Origin of the sequence: Streptomyces chrestomyceticus JCM 4735 (assembly GCF_003865135.1) — a bacterium.
Lineage (GTDB): Bacteria > Actinomycetota > Actinomycetes > Streptomycetales > Streptomycetaceae > Streptomyces > Streptomyces chrestomyceticus.
Map to the genome: position 1 here is coordinate 7,545,873 of NZ_BHZC01000001.1, position 18,537 is coordinate 7,564,409.

At 73.2% G+C, this 18,537-nt stretch carries 18 protein-coding genes and 1 tRNA gene; 10 read left to right on the forward strand and 9 right to left on the reverse strand.

Going from position 1 to position 18,537, the window contains the following annotated elements; genetic code table 11:
- Positions 1–106: 106 nt before the first annotated feature.
- Together EJG53_RS33040 and EJG53_RS33045 are read left to right on the forward strand one after the other, a co-directional pair.
- The gene (locus EJG53_RS33040; RefSeq protein ID WP_167515200.1) at positions 107–1,180 is read left to right on the forward strand and encodes a DUF1611 domain-containing protein; all 1,074 of its coding nucleotides are present in this window, start codon (positions 107–109) and stop codon (positions 1,178–1,180) included.
- Positions 1,181–1,214: 34 nt separating this feature from the next.
- Positions 1,215–2,057, forward strand: a complete 843-nt coding sequence (locus EJG53_RS33045) for an SMP-30/gluconolactonase/LRE family protein (RefSeq protein WP_125047999.1) — start codon at positions 1,215–1,217, stop codon at positions 2,055–2,057.
- 36 nt (positions 2,058–2,093) lie between these two features.
- Here the strand turns inward: EJG53_RS33045 and EJG53_RS33050 are convergent, their stop codons facing one another.
- The 5 genes from EJG53_RS33050 to EJG53_RS33070 all read right to left on the reverse strand — a co-directional run bounded on the left by EJG53_RS33050 (position 2,094) and on the right by EJG53_RS33070 (position 5,770).
- Entirely contained in the window at positions 2,094–3,359 is a 1,266-nt protein-coding gene (locus EJG53_RS33050) for an MAB_1171c family putative transporter (RefSeq protein WP_125048000.1), read from the reverse strand.
- On the reverse strand, positions 3,356–3,865 hold the full coding sequence (locus EJG53_RS33055) for an ImmA/IrrE family metallo-endopeptidase (protein WP_241269583.1): 510 nt from the start codon (positions 3,863–3,865) through the stop codon (positions 3,356–3,358). The genes EJG53_RS33050 and EJG53_RS33055 overlap by 4 nt, the downstream gene beginning before the upstream one ends.
- A gap of 62 nt (positions 3,866–3,927) precedes the next feature.
- Entirely contained in the window at positions 3,928–4,368 is a 441-nt protein-coding gene (locus EJG53_RS33060; protein ID WP_125048002.1) for a helix-turn-helix transcriptional regulator, read from the reverse strand.
- Between the two features lie 315 nt (positions 4,369–4,683).
- On the reverse strand, positions 4,684–5,622 hold the full coding sequence (locus EJG53_RS33065) for an NAD-dependent epimerase/dehydratase family protein (RefSeq protein ID WP_125048003.1): 939 nt from the start codon (positions 5,620–5,622) through the stop codon (positions 4,684–4,686).
- Positions 5,623–5,682: 60 nt separating this feature from the next.
- Positions 5,683–5,770 (reverse strand) — tRNA-Leu (locus EJG53_RS33070).
- Positions 5,771–6,004: 234 nt separating this feature from the next.
- Between EJG53_RS33070 and EJG53_RS33075 the strand changes: the two genes are divergently transcribed.
- From EJG53_RS33075 to EJG53_RS33085, 3 genes are all read left to right on the forward strand, one after another.
- A complete protein-coding gene (locus tag EJG53_RS33075; protein ID WP_125048004.1) occupies positions 6,005–7,330 on the forward strand; it encodes a M20/M25/M40 family metallo-hydrolase in 1,326 nt (441 codons plus the stop codon).
- Positions 7,331–7,519: 189 nt separating this feature from the next.
- Complete coding sequence (locus tag EJG53_RS33080) at positions 7,520–7,753, forward strand: chaplin (RefSeq protein ID WP_031010739.1); 234 nt, start codon at positions 7,520–7,522, stop codon at positions 7,751–7,753.
- A gap of 140 nt (positions 7,754–7,893) precedes the next feature.
- Positions 7,894–8,748, forward strand: coding sequence for a chaplin (locus EJG53_RS33085; RefSeq protein WP_125048005.1), 855 nt, complete (start codon positions 7,894–7,896; stop codon positions 8,746–8,748).
- A 205-nt stretch (positions 8,749–8,953) separates the two neighbouring features.
- Here EJG53_RS33085 and EJG53_RS33090 read toward each other — a convergent pair whose 3' ends face one another.
- Positions 8,954–9,142 carry a DUF5703 family protein gene (locus tag EJG53_RS33090; protein ID WP_003986762.1) on the reverse strand — a complete coding sequence of 63 codons (189 nt, stop codon included), beginning with the start codon at positions 9,140–9,142 and terminating at the stop codon, positions 8,954–8,956.
- A gap of 47 nt (positions 9,143–9,189) precedes the next feature.
- On the opposite strand from EJG53_RS33090, the gene EJG53_RS33095 reads away from it, so the two are divergent.
- Positions 9,190–9,891 (forward strand): hypothetical protein, encoded by a 702-nt coding sequence (locus EJG53_RS33095; protein WP_125048006.1) that lies wholly within the window; start codon positions 9,190–9,192, stop codon positions 9,889–9,891.
- An 87-nt stretch (positions 9,892–9,978) separates the two neighbouring features.
- Here the strand turns inward: EJG53_RS33095 and EJG53_RS33100 are convergent, their stop codons facing one another.
- Positions 9,979–12,465 carry a helix-hairpin-helix domain-containing protein gene (locus EJG53_RS33100; RefSeq protein WP_371858754.1) on the reverse strand — a complete coding sequence of 829 codons (2,487 nt, stop codon included), beginning with the start codon at positions 12,463–12,465 and terminating at the stop codon, positions 9,979–9,981.
- 178 nt (positions 12,466–12,643) lie between these two features.
- Positions 12,644–13,627 carry an aldo/keto reductase gene (locus tag EJG53_RS33105; protein WP_125048008.1) on the reverse strand — a complete coding sequence of 328 codons (984 nt, stop codon included), beginning with the start codon at positions 13,625–13,627 and terminating at the stop codon, positions 12,644–12,646.
- A 197-nt stretch (positions 13,628–13,824) separates the two neighbouring features.
- Here EJG53_RS33105 and EJG53_RS33110 point away from each other — a divergent pair, with 197 nt between their 5' ends.
- On the forward strand, positions 13,825–14,880 hold the full coding sequence (locus tag EJG53_RS33110) for an LLM class F420-dependent oxidoreductase (RefSeq protein ID WP_125048009.1): 1,056 nt from the start codon (positions 13,825–13,827) through the stop codon (positions 14,878–14,880).
- A gap of 339 nt (positions 14,881–15,219) precedes the next feature.
- Positions 15,220–16,008, forward strand: a complete 789-nt coding sequence (locus EJG53_RS33115) for a ferritin-like domain-containing protein (protein WP_125049764.1) — start codon at positions 15,220–15,222, stop codon at positions 16,006–16,008.
- Positions 16,009–16,021: 13 nt separating this feature from the next.
- Here EJG53_RS33115 and corA read toward each other — a convergent pair whose 3' ends face one another.
- On the reverse strand, positions 16,022–17,005 hold the full coding sequence (gene corA / locus EJG53_RS33120; protein WP_307721706.1) for a magnesium/cobalt transporter CorA: 984 nt from the start codon (positions 17,003–17,005) through the stop codon (positions 16,022–16,024).
- A 111-nt stretch (positions 17,006–17,116) separates the two neighbouring features.
- Between corA and EJG53_RS33125 the strand changes: the two genes are divergently transcribed.
- Together EJG53_RS33125 and EJG53_RS33130 are read left to right on the forward strand one after the other, a co-directional pair.
- On the forward strand, positions 17,117–17,815 hold the full coding sequence (locus tag EJG53_RS33125) for a histidine phosphatase family protein (RefSeq protein ID WP_125048010.1): 699 nt from the start codon (positions 17,117–17,119) through the stop codon (positions 17,813–17,815).
- Positions 17,816–17,944: 129 nt separating this feature from the next.
- Positions 17,945–18,535 (forward strand): DUF3090 domain-containing protein, encoded by a 591-nt coding sequence (locus EJG53_RS33130; protein ID WP_078624393.1) that lies wholly within the window; start codon positions 17,945–17,947, stop codon positions 18,533–18,535.
- Positions 18,536–18,537: the final 2 nt, after the last annotated feature.

The window sequence follows — 18,537 nt, forward strand, 5'->3', positions numbered from 1 at the left end:
GCCCGGCCGCTGTCGCCCGGCGGTACGGACCGGTCCCCGCCGTACCGCCGTCCGGGGGCCGTCCCGGTCGTTCCGTGCTCAACATCCGGTGCGTAGGGTTCCGGGCATGGTCCTCTCCGGATTTCCGCGGCTTCCGCTCCGCGCCGTGCTCTTCGCCGACGGGGTGTTCGCCCGACTCGAAGGCAAGACCGCCCAAGGGGTGCTGCGGCACAGCACCGTCCTCGAATCCGTGGCGGTCGTCGACCGCCTCCATCCGTCCGGCAGCACGGCGTCCGTGGTGCCCGGAACCGACGTCCCGGTCGTCCGCTCACTGGAGGAGGCCCTGCCGTACCGGCCGGAGGCGCTGGTCGTGGCCATGACCGAGTCCGACCACGTGGAGGTCGTGGGCGGCGAGGTACGGCACGCGCCGCGGCCGCCGGGCGACCTCCCGGCGTTCTGGTGGGAGCAGATCGCGACCGCCGTACGCAACGGTCTGCACGTCATCTCCTGCCTCCACCTCCCGCTGCGCCACACGGAGTTCGCCGACAAGACCGCGCACGGCCAGCAACTGGTCGACGTCCGGCGCCCGCACGACGAACTGCCGAAGTACTCGGGCCGGCTGCGGCGCACCCGCGCCCGGCTCGTCCACGTCGCGGGCAGCGACTGCGTGGTGGGGAAGCGCACCGTCGCCCTGCAACTGCACCGGGAGGCACGGGCCCGCGGCATCGACGCCGGATACATCGGCACCGGTCAGACCTGCCTGCTGGCCGGCTGCACGGAGGGCGCGATCATCGACCGTACCCCCGTCTTCCAGGCGGCCGGACTCGTCGAACACCTGGTGCTGCGCGCCGACCCCCGGCACGACCTGCTGATCATCAAGGGCCAGGCGTCCGTGCTGCATCCCGCCTTCGGCGGCCTGGCCACCGCGATCCTCCAGGGCTCGCAGCCCGACGCCGTCGTCTTCGTGCACGACCCGCGCCGCACCCACCGCTACCACTGGGAGCACGTCCCGGTGGGGGAGCCGCGCAGCGAGATCCGTACGGTGGAGGAGCTGGGCGGCGCCCCGGTCGTCGCCGTCGCCACTCGCGGCCGGGACAGCGTGGCGCGCCTGCGCCCGCTGGGGCTGCCGGTCGTCGACGTGCTCGACGGCGGCGGCACCGCCGAACTGATGGACGTGCTCGGCCCCGTACTGAACCCATGATCCCGACATCCCCGTGACGAGGAGACTGTGCACCGTGAGCGTTGAAGTGGCCCTGGCCGTACGGGCGCACTTTGCCGAATGCCCCACCTGGGACGCCGCCGACGGCAGCCTGCTGTGGGTCGACATGAACGAGGGCGGGGTGCACCGCTACCGCCCCTCCGACGGCGGCGACACGGTCACCGTCGTCGACCAGCCGGTGGCGGCGGCGCTGCCCCGGGCGGGCGGCGGCCTGGTGCTGAGCCTGCGCGACGGTGTCGCGGTGACCGCACCGGACGGATCGCGCCGGTGGCTCACCGAATGGGCGCGGGAGGGCGTGCGCGGCAACGACGCGAGCGTCGACGGCCGGGGCCGGCTGTGGGTGGGCACCATCGCCGGCGAGACCTCACCGGGCTGGCTGGCGCGGATCGACGCCGACGGCACCGCGCACACCGCCGCCACCGGCATAGAGCTGAGCAACGGCATCGCCTGGAGCCCCGACGCGAGGCTGATGTACTACGTGGACACCCGCACCCGCCGGATCGACGTCTTCGACTACGACCTCGACACCGGCAAGGCGGCCAACCGCCGCGTGCTCACCGCCGTCACGGACACCGACGGCCTCCCGGACGGCATGTGTACCGACACCGAGGGCGGCATCTGGGTGGCCCTCTTCCGCGGCGGCGCGGTCCGCCGCTACACCCCGGACGGGCGGCTGGACCGCGAGATCACCCTGCCCGCCTCGCTGACCACCTCCTGCGGCTTCGGCGGCCCGGACCTGACCGACCTCTACGTCACCTCGGCCCGCCGCGACCTCGGGGACGCCGAGCCGGAGGCCGGGAACCTGTTCGTCGTACCCGGCGTGGCCCAGGGGCTGGAAGGGGCGGCGTTCGCGGGGTGACGGTCCGGTCCGTACGGGGGCCGGGGCCGTTCGGGCTTACTCTCCGGCCCGCGCCGCAGCGGGCCGTCGGCGTTGGCGGGCGAACGCGCGGGACACCTGGACCAGCCACGCGACATCGGCGGAGAAGTCCGGCCCGCCGGCCGCCGCGGACGCCCCGCCCGTACCCGCGGGGTCCGGCGCGGCAGCGTCCACCGCCACGCCACCCCCTCCCGAGCCGTCCTCCGCCACCCGGCCCTCCGGCACCGGTACCGGCACCTGCCCCGGGGCCCGGGGCCCGGCCGCGAGCGCCGCCGCGATGTGCGCCGCCTCCACCTCGGCCTGCCGCTCCTCGGCGGCTCCCCGCCCCGGCGAGAGCACCGCGCCCGGATCACCGTGGTGCCCGCGCAGCGCCAGACAGCCGTCCCGGATCTCGATCACCCGGCGGTGCAGATGGAACCGCAGGTCGTACAGGGCCGACAGGTCGCTGCCGGTGCTGGACGGCAGGGAGATCTCCGGATGGGCCCGGTGCAGGGCCAGCCACAGCGGGCGCAGCAGCCGGTAACTGCGGTAGTCCGCCAGCCAGCCGCGGACGGCGGAGACCCGCGGCCCCCACAACGGCGCGGTCCAGCCGACGATGTTGAGGACCATGCCGATCGTCAGCGTCGTACGGGACACGTCGGACCACTGGAGCGGATTCCAGCCGTACTGCGTCAGGAAGACATCGGCGTACCGGCCGGCCGGATAGACCAGCTCGACGGCCGCGCCGGCCGCCGCGATGCGCAGCCCGCGGCGCACCCACGCGTGGTCGGTGAGCTTGGCGAAGTGCCAGCAGGCGCGGGCCACCAGGACCTTGCCGACCACGAACGCGGTGAGATACGCGGCCTGGTAGGCGACGAAGAACGGCTGGTCGCCCGGATGCTTGAAGACGTTGCGCGGCGGGCCCTGGAGGGTCGCCAGGAAGAACAGCACCACCATCGTCACCGGCACCACCGCGAGCAGCAGCATCCGCCGCCGGGCCCGCACCCGGGCCTCGGCCTTCGGGTACATCCAGTGGATCAGCAGGATCTGCTGGCTGGCGAGCACCGCGATGATCCACAACTGGACCGAGACGTTGTACCAGGTGATGGTGCCGAACAGGGTGCCCGTCCAGCGGGCGGGGGTGGACATCGCCAGGTACATGCCCTGGCATCCGAAGGAGACGCACAGCGCTGTCAGCCCCGCGTTGCGGCGGTGCCCGCGCAGCAGCGGTACCAGGGTGTAGGCGAACGCGATCCAGCAGGCGAGCGCGGCGATCGGATAGCGGATGTGGGTGATGCCGGTCATGAACCGTCCTCACGGCGCCAGTTCAGCGAGCCGTGGATGCGGCCCAGCGCGCTGTCCGGGTCCGGCGCCGCCGCGCCCCCGCGTGGACCGGCGCGCAGCGCCTCTCCGAGGAGAAAAGCCATGACCTCCGCTTCCTGTTCCTGGGCGTCCGAGTAGTTCTCGCGGTACAGCAGGTCCTGCACGAGGGAGGGGTCGAGGTCGGGGAAGAGGAGGCTGCCGGGGTCGGTCCCGGGGACGCCGACTCCGTGGTGACCGCAGATCATGTGGGCCAGTTCGTGGGCGATGATGTGTTCTTGGTGGTGGCGGCTGGTGTGCGCCTCGTAGACGACGTAGTCCGTACCGGGGAAGGACAGCCACAGGCCGCATGGTCCCGAGGTCTCCATCGGCATGGCCACCAGTTCGAGCTCCCGGCCCCGTACCCGGGCCAGGTGGTCGCAGAGCCGCGGGAGGTCGTAGCGGGCGGGAAGCCCGAACGACGCCAGTTTCTCCTGGCACTGCCGGCGCATGGCCTTGACCCCGGAAGACCCTCTGCCGCGGCGGTCAGGCCGGCGGAAAGGCATCCGGAGCACTACTCCTCGCCGTCGGCCGGACGGTTCGGCTGCCGGCCCCGGGCCGCGCCGGTGGCGGCATGCATCATGCTGACCTCGCGGATGATGCGGGCCAGCGACTTGCGGCCGGAGTCGTCCATGCTCATGGCGCGCAGCGCGATGTCGCGGACCTCCGCGTTGCCCATCGCCGAGGCGAGGGCGAGCTGGGAGTCGACGCGGTCGGCGGTGTCGTCGTCGAAGAAGTAGGCCACCGGAACCCGGAAGAACGCGGCCAGCGCCTCCAGATGACGCTTGGTGGGGTTGGTGCGCTGGCCGGTGCGCAACTGCCAGACGTAGGTCTTGGAGAACGTACCGCCGCTCAGTTCGCTGCACCCGCGCGCGACTTCCTCGTAGGTGTACTCACGGCCGTTGGCGCGGATCGTGGTGAACAGCTTGTCGACCTTCCCGGCCAGTGACGACATCAGGTCTCCTTCGTGGTGCGCCGGGGTGAGCTGCGGGGGAGTGCCAACTCATCCTAGTTGACAGGATTCTCGCGTGCACTTACCGTCGGATCGCGTTAGCGGAGATGAACAGAGCAGTTCCGATGTCCACTCACGCGGACGACGGGGGTGTCCGCCTGAGGGAGAGCTCGTCGCGGCGGCGACCGGTTGCCACGGTCGCGCGGCGCCGGCGCGATGAGCCGCCGCCGCACCGTGGCGCGGACCGCCGTTCAGCCGCCCCCCCCACATGACGCCCGCCCGTGACCCCTGCCGGGCCACGGGCCGTTCGTCCCTCCGTCATCCTTCGGCCGGCCGGCCGCGCCACCAGTCCACCGTCGCTTCGAGCTGACGGTCGAGAGGCGTGGCCTCGGCGGCGAACGCGGCGCGGTACGCACCGGAGTCCACCACGAACGGCCGGTCGAACTGGTACTGGACTTCCCGAAGTTCCCGCACCATCGGCGAGACGAGCGACGCGGCACGCAGCACCGCGGACGGCAGCCGGCGCACCGGAACCGGCGGCACCCCCGCCTGCTCCGCGAGCTTGCCGGTCATCTCCCGTACCGACAGCGGCGGCAGGGTCGGCACGTGCCAGGCCCGCCCCCACGCCCGCTCCTGCTCCGCGACCTCGACCAGGGTGCGCGCCACGTCGGGGAGATAGGTCCAGCTATGTGGCGCGTCCGGGTCGCCGAGGGTGGACACCGGCTTGCCGCGCAGCAGTCGCGGCACGACCCGGGAGGCCAGGTGGCCGCTGTCGGTCACGCCCGGCCCGAAGAAGTCCGAGGCGCGCACCTCCACCGCCCGGATACGGCCCTTCTCGTGCAGCGCGAGCGCCTCTTCCCAGATACGGGCCCGTACGCGCCCCTTGGGGCCGGTCGCCGCCAGCGGCAGCGATTCCGTCATCTCACCCTGAACCGGGCCGTACCCATACAGATTTCCCAGCAGGACGAGCACCGCGCCGGCCGTCTCCGCCGCCTGGTTGACCGAGGCGGCCAGCGGCGGCCAGTCGCGGGTCCAGCGCTGGTAAGGCGGGGCGGCGCAGAGATGGATCGCGGCCGCGTCCCGCACGGCCGCCGTCAGCCGCCCGGGGTCCGCGGCGTCCAGCGCGACATGCTCGATCCCCGGCTCCGTCCGCCCGCCCGACCGCGTGACGACCCGTACCGTACGTCCCTTGTCCGCCAGCAGCCGCGCGGTGGCAGCACCGGCCGGGCCGTGACCTATGACGACGTGAACATTCATGCGCGTAGGGTAGCGAACGGGCGCAAACGCAAAAAACCCCAGCTCGGCTGGGGTTCTTGCTGGTGTCCGAGGGGGGACTTGAACCCCCACGCCCGATAAAGGGCACTAGCACCTCAAGCTAGCGCGTCTGCCATTCCGCCACCCGGACCAGGTGTCTGCCGGTGCGGCCCGCTGGGCCGTTCCGACATGGAAAACAATAGCAAACGTTCAGGGGTGGTCGATCACGGCCGTCCGGCGCCAGGGCTACGCCTGTGACCAGCGCATGTCGGGAGTATTGCGGCCTTGGGCGCAGCGCCGCCGGGAGGGAGGATGGCGGTGGACCCCCGCCGCGGTCCGTGCCCCACCGGGAGGACGGCGCGGCCGTGAACCATGAGGAGGCAGTGTGAGCGAGTCGCAGCCGGCCCGTACGGTCACCGGCGAGGACGAGGTCGTCGACCTGTGCCGGGACCTGATCAGGATCGACACGAGCAACTACGGCGACCATTCCGGCCCCGGTGAACGCGCCGCCGCCGAGTACGTGGCGGAGAAGCTCGCCGAGGTCGGCCTGGAGCCGCAGATCATCGAGTCGCACAAGGGCCGCGCCTCGACGGTGGCCCGCATCGAGGGCACGGACCCGTCGCGGCCCGCGCTGCTGATCCACGGGCACACCGACGTGGTGCCCGCCAACGCGGAGGACTGGACCCACCACCCGTTCTCCGGGGAGATCGCGGACGGCTGCGTGTGGGGCCGCGGCGCGGTCGACATGAAGGACATGGACGCGATGACGCTCGCGGTCGTCCGCGACCGGCTGCGCTCCGGCCGCAGGCCGCCGCGCGACATCGTGCTGGCCTTCCTCGCCGACGAGGAGGCGGGCGGCGTGTACGGCGCCCGGCACCTCGTGGACAAGCACCCCGGCGTCTTCGAGGGCGTCACGGAGGCCATCGGCGAGGTCGGCGGCTTCTCCTTCACCGTCAACGAGAACCTGCGGCTGTACCTGATCGAGACGGCCCAGAAGGGCATGCACTGGATGCGGCTGACCGTGGACGGCACGGCCGGTCACGGGTCGATGACCAACAGCGACAATGCGATCACCGAGCTGTGCGAGGCGGTCGGGCGGCTGGGGCGGCACAAGTTCCCGGTGCGGGTGACCAAGACCGTACGGTCCTTCCTCGACGAGCTGTCGGACGCCCTGGGCACCGAGCTGGACCCGGAGGACATGGAGGAGACCCTCGCCAAGCTGGGCGGCATCGCGAAGATCATCGGTGCCACGCTGCAGAACACCGCGGCGCCGACCCAACTGGGCGCCGGCTACAAGGTCAACGTCATCCCGGGCCAGGCGACCGCGGCCGTCGACGGCCGGTTCCTGCCCGGCCACGAGGAGGAATTCCTCGCCGATCTGGACCGGATTCTCGGCCCGCGGGTCAAGCGCGAGGACATTCATGCCGACAAGGCACTGGAGACCGGTTTCGACGGTCCTCTGGTGGCGGCCATGCAGTCGGCGCTGAAGGCCGAGGACCCGATCGCGCGGGCCGTTCCGTACATGCTCTCCGGCGGTACGGACGCGAAGTCCTTCGACGACCTCGGTATCCGGTGCTTCGGTTTCGCGCCGCTCAAGCTGCCGCCGGAGCTGGACTTCGCCGGAATGTTCCACGGCGTGGACGAGCGGGTGCCGGTCGACGGACTGAAGTTCGGTACGCGGGTACTCGACCGGTTCATCGAGCAGAGCTGACCGGCGAACTGCCGCGGCGCGGCGCCGAAAACCGGGCCCTGACGTGGTACGCGACCGGCACGGTCGGCCAGGTGTACGCATGTAGCCGGAACGGGTGAATGGCGTCATAGGCTCGTAGCTTCATCACCTTCTCCTCGTTGCAGAGGGTGCGGTCCGCGGCTGGGACCGCATTGCCAACAAGGAGGAATAATGATCAAGAAGGTCGTCGCTGCCGCGGCTGCCACCGGCGGTCTGGTGCTCGCCGGCGCGGGCCTGGCCGTTGCCGACTCGGGGACGCAGGGCGCCGCCCTGAACTCCCCGGGTGTCATTTCGGGCAACGCCGTCCAGGTCCCGATCCACGTGCCGATCAACCTGTGCGGCAACACGATTGACATCATCGGGCTGCTGAACCCTGCCTTTGGCAACACCTGCGTCAACGACTGACGCGGTGCCTGAATCCGTAAGGCTGTAACCCGGTCGGCTCCGGAGTGCGCGCCATGCACTCCGGAGCCGACGGGTGTTCCGGCCCGCCGCGCGACGCGCCGCGGGTCATTCGGAAGTCAGAGGCAGGGGAGAGCGAACCTATGCGACAGGTCGCGAAAAAGGGCCTGATCACGATGGCGGCAGCGAGCGGTGTACTGGCCGTCGCGGGCAGCTACGCGCACGCGGATTCCGGTGCGCAGGGGAATGCGGCGCATTCCCCGGGGGTGTTGGCCGGCAATGCCGCCCAAATCCCCGTGGACATCCCGGTGCAGGCCTGCGGGAATTCCGCGAACGTCGTCGGACTGCTGAATCCCGCCATGGGAAACACCTGTGTCAACGGCGGCGGCTCGCGCGGCGAACGGGGCCAGGGTGCCAACAGCCGCAGCGGCGGTGGCGGCGCCGGTGCCCAGGGGACGGCGCAGGGCTCGCCCGGCGCCGTCTCGGGCAACCAGGTGCAGGCACCGGTCCACGCGCCCGTCAACGCCTGCGGCAACTCCGTCTCGGTCGTCGGGGTCGGCAACGCGGTCAACGCCAACGGCTGCGCGGGCGAGGGCGGCAGCACCGGCGACGGCACGGGAACGCGCACCGATCACGGCTCCTCGCCGGACACCCCGGCCGGACAGGACCCGCGGCCGTCCGACGGCCGCCCGGGCCCGCGGGCCCCGGGCGGTTCCGCGTCCCCCGCCGAGGACCGCGCGGGCGAACCGGCCGGCCCGGTCACCCCGGACCACCGGCCGCACACGACGGACACGGCGGGCGCCGTACAGGAACGCGGGCCGCAGCTCCGGGAGGAGGAGTCGACGCCGCGTACGCAGATCGTCACCCCGCCCCGGGACGAGGAGCACTTCCTCGCCCAGACCGGTGCGGGAGCGCTCGGCATCGCGCTGCCGGCGAGCGCGGGCCTGCTGCTCGGCGGTGCGGTGCTGTACCGCCGCGCGCGGTCCGCACGGGCCTGACCGGCCACCGGTGCCGCGCCGTCAGGCCGGCGCGCCAGAGCGGGCCCCGCGCCGGCGGGGCCCGCTCTCACGTATGCGGAGTCGCCGGGAGGGGGACTGCCGGGCACCGGCTCGTACGGCGCGTACGGACCGTACGGCTCGAACGGAACCGGGGATTCCGGGAGCGGTCATGCGGTCCGGCCCGTGCCGCGGCGGCCGTGGCGGTTCACCAGGTCGCCCGGATCTGGCGGATGATACGGCGGCGCAGCCGCACCCGGCGGCTGCCGTCAGGGTTGAGGCGCAGGCGGTCCAACTCCCAGTGTCCGTACTCGGCATGGTCGGTCAGCAGGCGTGTGGCGGCCTTGCGGGAGACCCCTCGCGGCACGTACACATCGCAGAATTCGTATTCCGGCATCGCATCTATTGTGCGGGACCGGCCCCGGTACGGATAGCGTCTGCACTATGTCTGATGCTGCGCAGCCTTCCGCTGCCGAGGTACGTGCCGCCGCCGAGGCGGTCAAAGCCGCGCTGGACCGTCACCTCGACGCGGTCGAACACCGCTCGGGCCAGGACGACCCCGCCGTCTACGCCGCGTTCGACGAACTCGCCGCGGCGGCTGAGGCGTACGACGAGCTGCTGTACGACACCTATGACGAGGTCACTCCCTTCGAGATCCCCGGCAACGACACCCTGCCCGCCTACGCGGGCCCGGAGGAACCCAGCGCGCTCAGCGTGCTGATCCGCCGCGACTACGCGGTGGTCGAACCACAGCGGCTGCTGTCGCAGGCGCAGCGGATCGCCGATCTCGACCCGGAGTCCGCCGCCGACGCCGCGGCGGAGGCCAGGGCGGTCAACGGCGGTACGGGATCGGTGGCCGGCGTGGTCGGCAGCAGCGTGCACGCGGCGCTGGGCGTGCTCTTCGGGGAGTTCGAACCGGACGAGATCGCCACCCGGCACAAGGAGTTCGGTCTGGAGGAGGGCGACTCCACGCTGTGGGTCGTCGCCGCCGACGAGACGCCGGAACCGGGGGAGTGGCTGTCCGCGCCGTTCGACCAGACCGATCCGCAGCGGGTGGTGTGCCGCTTCGACGTCAGCTCCGTCTTCGACGAGGAGCTGGGCGCCGATGACGACGACGTGCTGGAGACGCTCGACGGGGACCGCTGACGGCGTACGGATGCCCGGCCGGGTGACGGTGCCAGGGCCGGGGCGGCGCGTCGGTACGCGCCGCCCCCGGCACCGGGCGTCGAGCGGTCAGCCGGCCGACGCGTCCGCCGTGGCCTGCGCCGTGTGGAGCTGGAGCAGCGTCCGCAGACGGGTGGTGCGCTCCTTCGCCGGGATCTCCGCGACCGCGCGCGGCAGCGCCTGGTCCACGCCCTGCACGACGGACAGATGGCGCTCGGCACGGCTGAAGGCGGTGTACACCCAGGAGCGGGTGAGGCCCTTCGCGGCGTCGCCCGGCAGGACGGCCACCACGGCGGGCCAGCGCGCCCCGGCCGCCTGGTGGGCGGTGACGGCCCAGCCGTGCCGGACCGTGTCCGGGCCCACCCGCTCACGCGGCACGACCACGGGGGAGCCGGCGCAGTCCAGGTGCAGGCCGGCCGCGTCGGCGCCGGTGACCTTGCCGGTGACCGTACGGCCGGGGGCGGGCGAGTAGGCGACGCGGTCGCCCGGGTCGAAGCCGCCGAACCGGCCGGGGCCGGGGTTGAGCCGCTCCTTGAGGGCCGCGTTCAGCGCGCGGGTGCCCGCGGCGCCGCCGTGGCCGACGGTGACGACCTGCGTCTGCTCGGCGGGCACCCCGATGGCCCGGGGCACCGAGTCGGCGACGAGCTGGACGGTACGGTGCACCGCCTCGCCGGCATCCCGCGCCGGAATGATCACTACTTCATTGCCGGGCGCCTCGACCTGGTTCAGCTCCCCGATGCCGATGCCCGAGACCAGCTCGCCGACCGGCCCGAAGTCCGGGGTGCGGGAGGCGACCTGGGGGCAGCAGCGGGCGGCCAGCACGTCCGCGAAGAGCCGGCCGGGGCCGGCCGACCACAGCACGCCGGGGTCGCCGCTGAGCACCAGCCGGGCGCCGTCGGTCAGCGACTCCACGAGCAGCGCGGCGGTCTCCAGGTCCAGTTGGGGCGCGTCCAGGACGACCAGCAGGTCCAGGGCGAGCGCGCCGTCCGCGTCCCGGCCGGGGCCTTCGCGGCCGGCCAGCAGCCCGGAGAGCGTGACGGCGGCCTCGGCGGCGGCACCGGGCGCCGGGGCCGCGGCGAGGCCGGTGTACGTGTCGGCGGCCTCGGCGAGGTGCCGGGCCAGGCGGGCGCGGCCGTCCGGGGTGTGCGTGGCGCCGAACGCCCGCAGACCGAGCGCGCAGGCCGCGGCGATCAGTGCGGCGGGCTCGGCACGGGCGGCCTCGGCACCGGTGTGCGCGATCAGGCCGCTGCGGGCCGCGGCACGGATCAGCTCGGCGGCGGAGGGGGAGGGAGCGGCCGAGGCGGCCGCCTCCCACGCGGTGGCGGACGGCTGCTGTACGGCCCGTACGGGGGCGTCGTCCCGTACGGGAGTGTCGTCTCGCACGGAGGTGTCGTCCTCCGGTGCGCCGTCGCCCGGCTCCGAGGGGCCGTCGTGCTCCGGTGTGCTGCTCGCAGCCGGTTCGCCGTCGGCGCCGGTGGGCCCGGCGTCGGCGGGCTCGGCGCTGGTGGGCTCCTCGTCGGCGGGCTCCTCGAAGGTGTTGAGCAGCCGCGCCAGGCCGTCCGCGACGCTCTCCTCGGCCATGGCGAACCGGTCCAGCCCGAGCAGGACCCGGACCGGCTGCTCCTCGTCCTCGTCGCCGGCCGACGGCCGCGCGCCGCCGGGCGTCTCGACGGCGTCCTGGAAGACGAGCACGGCCCCCTCGGCGATGGCCGTCTGCAGGGCCTCGTCCGGGTCCGGTACGGAGCGCTGGGCGAGCGCGGCGCGCAGCGCGGGCGCCTCCAGCGCGGAGTGCCCCGCCAGCGCGGCCTGCTCCAGCAGCCAGCCGACCAGGGCCTGCGCACGCCGGTCGTCGTCCGGCCCGCAGGCCGGGCCGAGCAGCGCCCGCGCGAAGCCGTCGGCCTGCTCGGGGCGGACGCCCGGCACGGCGAGCAACTGCCACGGGTCCTCGCGCAGCGCCTCCGCCGCGCGCTCGCCGAGCGTCTCGGCGGTCTTCTCGGCCAGGGTCTCCGGGGCACCGCCCGCCGTCAGGACCTGCCGTACGCCGTCGAGGCCGGGGGCCAGGTCCGCGGTCGTGGCCGGGTGGGGGGTCGTGTGCGCGGCGGGGGCGGGGCGGCCGCCGCCGTCACCGCCCGGGACCGGACGGGTGTGGTCGGGGGCGCTCTCCTGGCCGGGCACGGCGGGGGCCTGCGGCGGGGCTCCCGCCGGACCACCGCGCTCCGGGGTGCCCGTCGCGGGAGCCGGTACGCCGCCCTGGGGCTTCCGGGCGCCCGCCGCCGCACCCGCGCCGCCCGACCGGGGCGACCGCTGGGTGAAGAACGAGTCCGCGGACCGCTCCCCGCTCTCCACGGCCCGCACGGCCGCCGCCAGCGCGGCGGCGCTGAGCTTCCCGCCCGGCTCGGCGGCACGCCCGCCGTCCGCCGCCACAGGCGCGCCCGCGCCCGCTTCCGGACCACCTGCGGACCCGGCCGCCGTCTCATCCCCGGCTGCCGTCACGCTCTCGGCCGCCGCGTCCCCGGCTCCCGCCGCGTCCCCAGCCTCCGGCGAACCTGCGGGCACACCGTCCGTGCCACCTCCCGTGTCGCCTGTGCCACCGTCCGTGCCACCACGCGTGTCACCGCCTGTGACGTCCTCCCTCCCGGCCGCCTCCGGGACAGCCGTCGTGGCCGCCTCCTCGGGGCGGTCTCCGGGCCGGGCGCGGTGGGCTCGGGCGCGTCCTCGGAGAGGCGGTCGGTACTCACAGCGTGCTCCAGTCGTGGTCGGGATAGTGGTGCACCGGGGCCGAGACATCGTCCAGGGCCCGGCAGATCTCGTCAGGAAGACTAAGGGTCTCCACTGACAACGCCGCTCTGAGCTGCTGCGCCGTGCGTGCGCCGACGACCGGGGCGGTGACTCCCGGCCGGTCGCGCACCCAGGCGAGAGCCACCTGCAGCGCGGTGACGGCGAGCCCGTCGGCGGCCGTGCTGACCGCCTCGACGATCCGGCCCGCCGTATCGTCCAGGTAGGGGGCGACGAACGGCGCCAGTTGTTCCGAGGCGCCCCGTGAGTCGGCCGGGGTGGCGTGCCGGTACTTGCCGGTGAGCACCCCTCGGCCCAGCGGCGACGAGGGCAGCAGGCCGACGCCCAGGTCCCGCGCGGCGGGCAGCAGCTCCCGTTCGATGCCGCGCTGGAGGAGGGAGTACTCCATCTGGGTGCCGGCCAGCCGCGTGCGCAGGGTCGGGGCGGACAACTGCCAGGTCGCCGCCTTGGCCAGTTGCCAGCCGGAGAAGTTCGAGACGCCGACATAGCGTGCGCGGCCGGTGGCGACGGCGATGTCGAGCGCCTGGAGGGTCTCGTCGAGCGGGGTGTGCGGGTCGAAGGCGTGGAGCTGCCAGAGGTCCACGTAGTCGGTGCCGAGACGTTCCAGCGAGGCGTCCAGCGCGTCCAGGAGGTGGCGGCGGGAGCCGTCGACGCGGCGGTCCGCGTCCAGGACGCTGCCCGCCTTCGTCGCGATGACCAGGTCCCGGCGCGGCACCAGCCCCTCGCAGAGCCGGCCGAGCAGATACTCGGCGCCGCCGTCGGCGTACACGTCCGCGGTGTCCACGAGGGTGCCGCCGGCTTCCCAGAACGCCTTGAGCTGCTCGGCGGCGTCGTGCTCGTCGGTGTCCCTGGCCCAGGTCAGGGTGCCGAGGCCGAGACGGGACACGCGCAGGCCCGTACGGCCGAGGTGCCTTTGCTCCATGGGCCCTGAGGTTACTGGCCTGTCGTCCGGCTCACGGGACCCTGTGGACAACCGGCCGCACGGTGCGCCGCCGGCCTGTGGACAACCGGGCGGCCCGCCGCGCCGCCGGTCCACGGGCGGGCGGCCGGTGACGGCCGGTGCCACCCCGCGCTAGAGTCCCCGGAACACCGACGTTACTGATCAGTAAGGGGAGCGGTATGAAGCTCGGGATCAACCTCGGCTACTGGGGCGCCGGGATGGACGCGGACAATCTGGCCGTCGCGCAGGAGGCCGACCGGCTCGGCTACGCGGTGTGCTGGGCGGCCGAGGCGTACGGCTCCGACGCCCCCACCGTGCTCTCCTGGGTCGCCTCGCGGACCGAGCACATCGACGTCGGCTCGGCGATCTTCCAGATCCCGGCCCGTACGCCCGCGATGACCGCGATGACGGCCGCCACCCTCGACTCGCTGTCCGGCGGCCGCTTCCGGCTGGGCCTGGGCGTCTCGGGGCCGCAGGTCTCGGAGGGCTGGTACGGCGTGAAGTTCGACAAGCCGCTGGCCCGTACCCGCGAGTACGTGGAGATCGTCCGCAAGGCGATGACCCGCGAGCGGCTGTCCTACGAGGGGCAGCACTGGACGCTGCCGCTGCCCGGCGGCCCGGGCAAGCCGCTGAAGCTGACGGTGCACCCGCAGCGCGAGCACATTCCGCTCTACATCGCCGCGATCGGCCCCAAGAACCTCACCCAGACCGGTGAGATCGCCGACGGCGCGCTCTTGATCTTCCCGTCCGCCGACCACCTGGAGGAGACGGCGATCACGCACATCCGGGCCGGCCGGGAGAAGGCGGGCAAGACCCTGGAGGGCTTCGACGTCTGCCCGACGCTGCCGCTGGCCGTCGGCGAGGACAAGGACGTCAGCGCGCTGGCCGACACGTTCCGCCCGTACACCGCGCTGTACGTGGGCGGCATGGGCAGCCGCAAGCAGAACTTCTACAACCAGCTCGCGCAGCGCATGGGCTACGAGAAGGAGGCCGCCGAGATCCAGGACAAGTACCTCTCCGGCGACAAGGAGGGCGCGGCGGCCGCCATCCCGCAGAAGCTGATCGACCAGACCACGCTGCTGGGTTCCGTCGAGCGCATCGCGGACCGGATGCAGGCGTACGCGGCGGCCGGCGTGACCACGCTGACCCTCGCGCCCGCCGGCTTCACGCTGGAGGAGCGCCTCGCCTCGCTGCGGGCGGGCACCGAGGCCCTGGAGCGCGCGGGGCTCGCATAAGGGGCGCGGGGTCCGGACGGGCACCGGCCCCGGGGGAGCCTGCGGCCGTGGTGGGGGCTCGGGGGTCTTCCCCGCCACGGCCGTCACCCGGCACAACGCGGGGACGGCCCGCGTGGTTACGCCACGGTGCTCCGTCCGGCCGCCGGACCGCCGTCCTGAACGTCTCCGGGCCGTCTCCCGGACCGCCCTCCGCTCCGCCTCCCGTCCCCCCTCCCGGCCGGTCCGCCGGCCGGCCACGACGTCACCTGTACGGAGGAGATGGCCGACGCCACGGTTGCCACCTTCGCCGTACCGCACTTCACTCTTCTTCTGCGGGTGCGGCGTATCGGAGGTGACCCGGTGCTCTCGGCCAGAAGCCTGTTCCAGGAGATTCTCGACCACGACGAGTCCTACCGGCTCTTCTGCTCCATCGCGGCCGGCGGCGAGGCCCAGGGCGGCTGGGAGAACGGACGGATCGCCGTGCTGATCCCCGGATCGCTGCGGGAGCTGGCCCCCAAGGCCGCCCGGCACGGCGCCGACGAGGACAAGCACGGCCGCCTCTTCACCGCCCTGCTGCGCAAGCGCGGCCTGGACCTGGTGCCCGTCCCCGAGGACACCGACTACACCGTCCTGCTGGAGCGCCGCGGCATCGGCCTGGCCCACGACAGGCTGCGCCGCGACGAGCCGCTGACCGAGCAGGAAGTCGTCGCCTACCTGGCGCACAGCCGGGTCACCGAGCAGCGCGCCGCCGAACAGATGGACCTGCTCAAGAAGCACTTCGGCGGTCACCCCGACATCGGCCGGGCGGTCCTGATGATCGCCCAGGACGAGGAGAACCACCTCGCCTACTGCCACGAGGAGCTGCTGCGGCTGGCGGCGCGGGGCCACGGCCCGGCGATCCGGCGCACGCTGCGCGACGCGGCGCGCGCCGAGATCGAGGTCTACCGGGACGTCAGCCTGGCCGTGCTGGCCCACATGGGACGCATCCTGCGCTGGCCGCGGCCGAAGTCCGCCCTCCTCGCCGCCGGCATCCGCGCGGTGTACGTCTACGAGCGGCTCGCCGGCTGGCGCCGGATGGTCTCGCTACGGCTCCCGGAGCGGCGTGACGCGCTGGGCGGCCCGGCCGCCCCGGCACCCGGGACCGTCTGAGGCGGGTGGCCGCTCACAGCCAGCCGCGGCGTTTGAAGAGGCGGTACAGCGACAGCTCGATGATCACCATCAGCAGCAGGATGCCGTAGTAGCCCCAGGACCACTTCAGTTCGGGCATGTGCTCGAAGTTCATGCCGTAGACGCCCGCGATCAGCGTCGGCACGGCCGCCAGGGCCGCCCAGGCGGAGATCTTGCGCATGTCGTCGTTCTGGCGCACCCCCATCTGCGCCAGGTGGGCGCTGAGGATGTCGGACAGCAGCCGGTCCAGGCCCTCGACCGACTCGTTGGCGCGGGTGAGGTGGTCGCCGACGTCCCGGAAGAACGGCCGCGCCTCGTCGTGCACGAAGGGCACACCGGGGTTCTGCAGCCGCAGCATCGGCTCCACCAGCGGGTTGGTGGCCCGCCGGAACTCCAGCACCTCGCGCTTGAACGCGTAGATCGCGGCGGCGGTGTTGCCGCTGTCCGACCGGGACGGCGCGAACACCTCCGCCTCCAACTCCTCCAGGTCCACCTGGAGTTCCGTGGCCACCTCGATGTAGTGGTCGACCACCGCGTCGCTGATCGCGTACAGCACCGCGGTGGGACCGTGCCGCAGGACGTCCGGCTCGTGCTCCAGGCGGCGGCGTACGGCGGTGAGCGGGCTGGCGGTGCCGTGCCGGACGACCACGACGAAGGAGTCCCCGAGGAAGATCATCAGCTCGCTGGCCGAGACCGAGCCCGCCGCGTCGTCGTAGGTGATCGGTTTGAGCACCATGAACAGGGAGTCGTCGTACACCTCCAGCTTCGGCCGCTGATGGGCCTTGAGCGCGTCCTCCACGGCGAGCGGGTGCAGCCCGAACTCCCTGCTGACATGGTCGAACTCCTCCGGGGTGGGCTCGTGCAGCCCGAGCCACAGGAAGGAGTGACCTTCGGCGCGCGCCGCTTCGAGGGCGTCGGAGAAGTCCTCCGGCCCCTGGGTGCGGCGGCCGTCCTGGTAGATGGCGCAGTCGACGATCACACGGGGAATTGTCACTCGCCGCGCCGCGTCGTGCCAGGAGCAGGCCGTCCGCGTTCCGGGGCGGCGGTCCCGCGTCCGGTGCCGCCGTCCGGGGAACGTAGGCTGGCTGCCATGCCCACGCTGATCCTGGTGCGGCACGGCCGCTCCACCGCCAACACGTCCGGCCTGCTCGCCGGGCGTACTCCCGGGGTGACCCTCGACGAGCGGGGCGCCGCCCAGGCCGCCGCGCTCCCCGGCCGCCTCGCGGACCTGCCGCTCGCCGCCGCCGTCAGCAGTCCGCTGGAGCGTTGCCTGGAGACCGTGCAACCCCTCCTGGACGCCCGGCCCGGCCTGCCGCTGCATGTCGAGGACCGCATCAACGAGTGCGACTACGGTGACTGGTCGGGCCGCAAACTGGCCGAGCTCAACGACGAGCCGCTGATGGAGGTCGTCCAGCAGCACCCGTCCGCCGCCGCCTTCCCGGGCGGGGAGTCCATGCGGGCCATGCAGGCCCGCGCCATGGACGCGGTGCGCGACTGGAACGCCCGGATCGAGGCGGAGCACGGCCCCGAGGCGGTCTACGCGATGTGCTCGCACGGCGACATCATCAAGTCCCTCGTCGCCGAGGCCCTCGGCCTGCACTTCGACCTCTTCCAGCGGATCTCGGTCGAGCCCTGTTCGCTGACCGCGATCCGCTGGACCCGCCTGCGGCCCTACCTCGTACGCCTCGGCGACACCGGCCACTTCGGCGGGCTGGCGCCGCGGGCGGACGGCAGTACGGCGGCGGACGACCGGGACGCGGCCGTCGGCGGTGGCGCGGGCGGAGCGTGATCAGCGGGCGCAGTAGGGTGGTGCGACGGCGCTGCCTGCCACACCTCCTGCGTTCCGCACCCGGAAGCCACACCCACAGGAACCGCAGCGACCTCAGTGACCCCGCAGTCGAGCAAACGGAGCAGGACGTTGTCCCGTCAGGTGTTCTTCTACGACGCGCCGGACCGCTTCGTGGCCGGTACGGTCGGGCTGCCTGGCCGCCGTAGCTTCTTCCTCCAGGCGACGGCTTCCGGCCGTACCACCAGTGTCGCCCTGGAGAAGACCCAGGTCGCCGCGCTCGCCGAGCGCGTCGACGAGCTGCTGGACGAGGTGGTGCGCCGCAGCGGCGGCAACGCGCCCGTCCCCGCGGTGGCCCCCGCCGAACTGTCCGACACCGCTCCGCTGGAATCGCCGGTCGAGGAGGAGTTCCGGGTCGGCACGATGGCGCTCGCCTGGGACGGCGACGAACAGCGCATGATCATCGAGGCCCAGGCACTGGTCGAGCTGGAGGCCGACACCGACGAGGATCTCGCCGAGGCCGAGGAGCGGCTGCTCCAGGACGACGAGAACGGCCCGCCGATGCTGCGCGTGCGCCTCACCGGCACGATGGCCCGCTCCTTCGCCAAGCGGGCCCTGGAAGTCGTCAACGCGGGGCGCCCGCCGTGCCCGCTGTGCAGCCTGCCGCTCGACCCGGAGGGACACGTATGCCCGCGTCAGAACGGATACCGGCGGGACGCGTGATG

Bases quoted from the DNA above. Each gene is read 5' to 3' on its own strand.
- EJG53_RS33040 (WP_167515200.1), top strand. From the start codon at position 107: ATGGTCCTCTCCGGATTTCCGCGGCTTCCGCTCCGCGCCGTGCTCTTC.
- EJG53_RS33050 (WP_125048000.1), bottom strand. From the start codon at position 3,359: ATGACCGGCATCACCCACATCCGCTATCCGATCGCCGCGCTCGCCTGC.
- EJG53_RS33055 (WP_241269583.1), bottom strand. From the start codon at position 3,865: ATGCGCCGGCAGTGCCAGGAGAAACTGGCGTCGTTCGGGCTTCCCGCC.
- EJG53_RS33060 (WP_125048002.1), bottom strand. From the start codon at position 4,368: ATGTCGTCACTGGCCGGGAAGGTCGACAAGCTGTTCACCACGATCCGC.
- EJG53_RS33065 (WP_125048003.1), bottom strand. From the start codon at position 5,622: ATGAATGTTCACGTCGTCATAGGTCACGGCCCGGCCGGTGCTGCCACC.
- EJG53_RS33080 (WP_031010739.1), top strand. From the start codon at position 7,520: ATGATCAAGAAGGTCGTCGCTGCCGCGGCTGCCACCGGCGGTCTGGTG.
- EJG53_RS33085 (WP_125048005.1), top strand. From the start codon at position 7,894: ATGCGACAGGTCGCGAAAAAGGGCCTGATCACGATGGCGGCAGCGAGC.
- EJG53_RS33090 (WP_003986762.1), bottom strand. From the start codon at position 9,142: ATGCCGGAATACGAATTCTGCGATGTGTACGTGCCGCGAGGGGTCTCC.
- EJG53_RS33095 (WP_125048006.1), top strand. From the start codon at position 9,190: ATGTCTGATGCTGCGCAGCCTTCCGCTGCCGAGGTACGTGCCGCCGCC.
- EJG53_RS33105 (WP_125048008.1), bottom strand. From the start codon at position 13,627: ATGGAGCAAAGGCACCTCGGCCGTACGGGCCTGCGCGTGTCCCGTCTC.
- EJG53_RS33110 (WP_125048009.1), top strand. From the start codon at position 13,825: ATGAAGCTCGGGATCAACCTCGGCTACTGGGGCGCCGGGATGGACGCG.
- EJG53_RS33125 (WP_125048010.1), top strand. From the start codon at position 17,117: ATGCCCACGCTGATCCTGGTGCGGCACGGCCGCTCCACCGCCAACACG.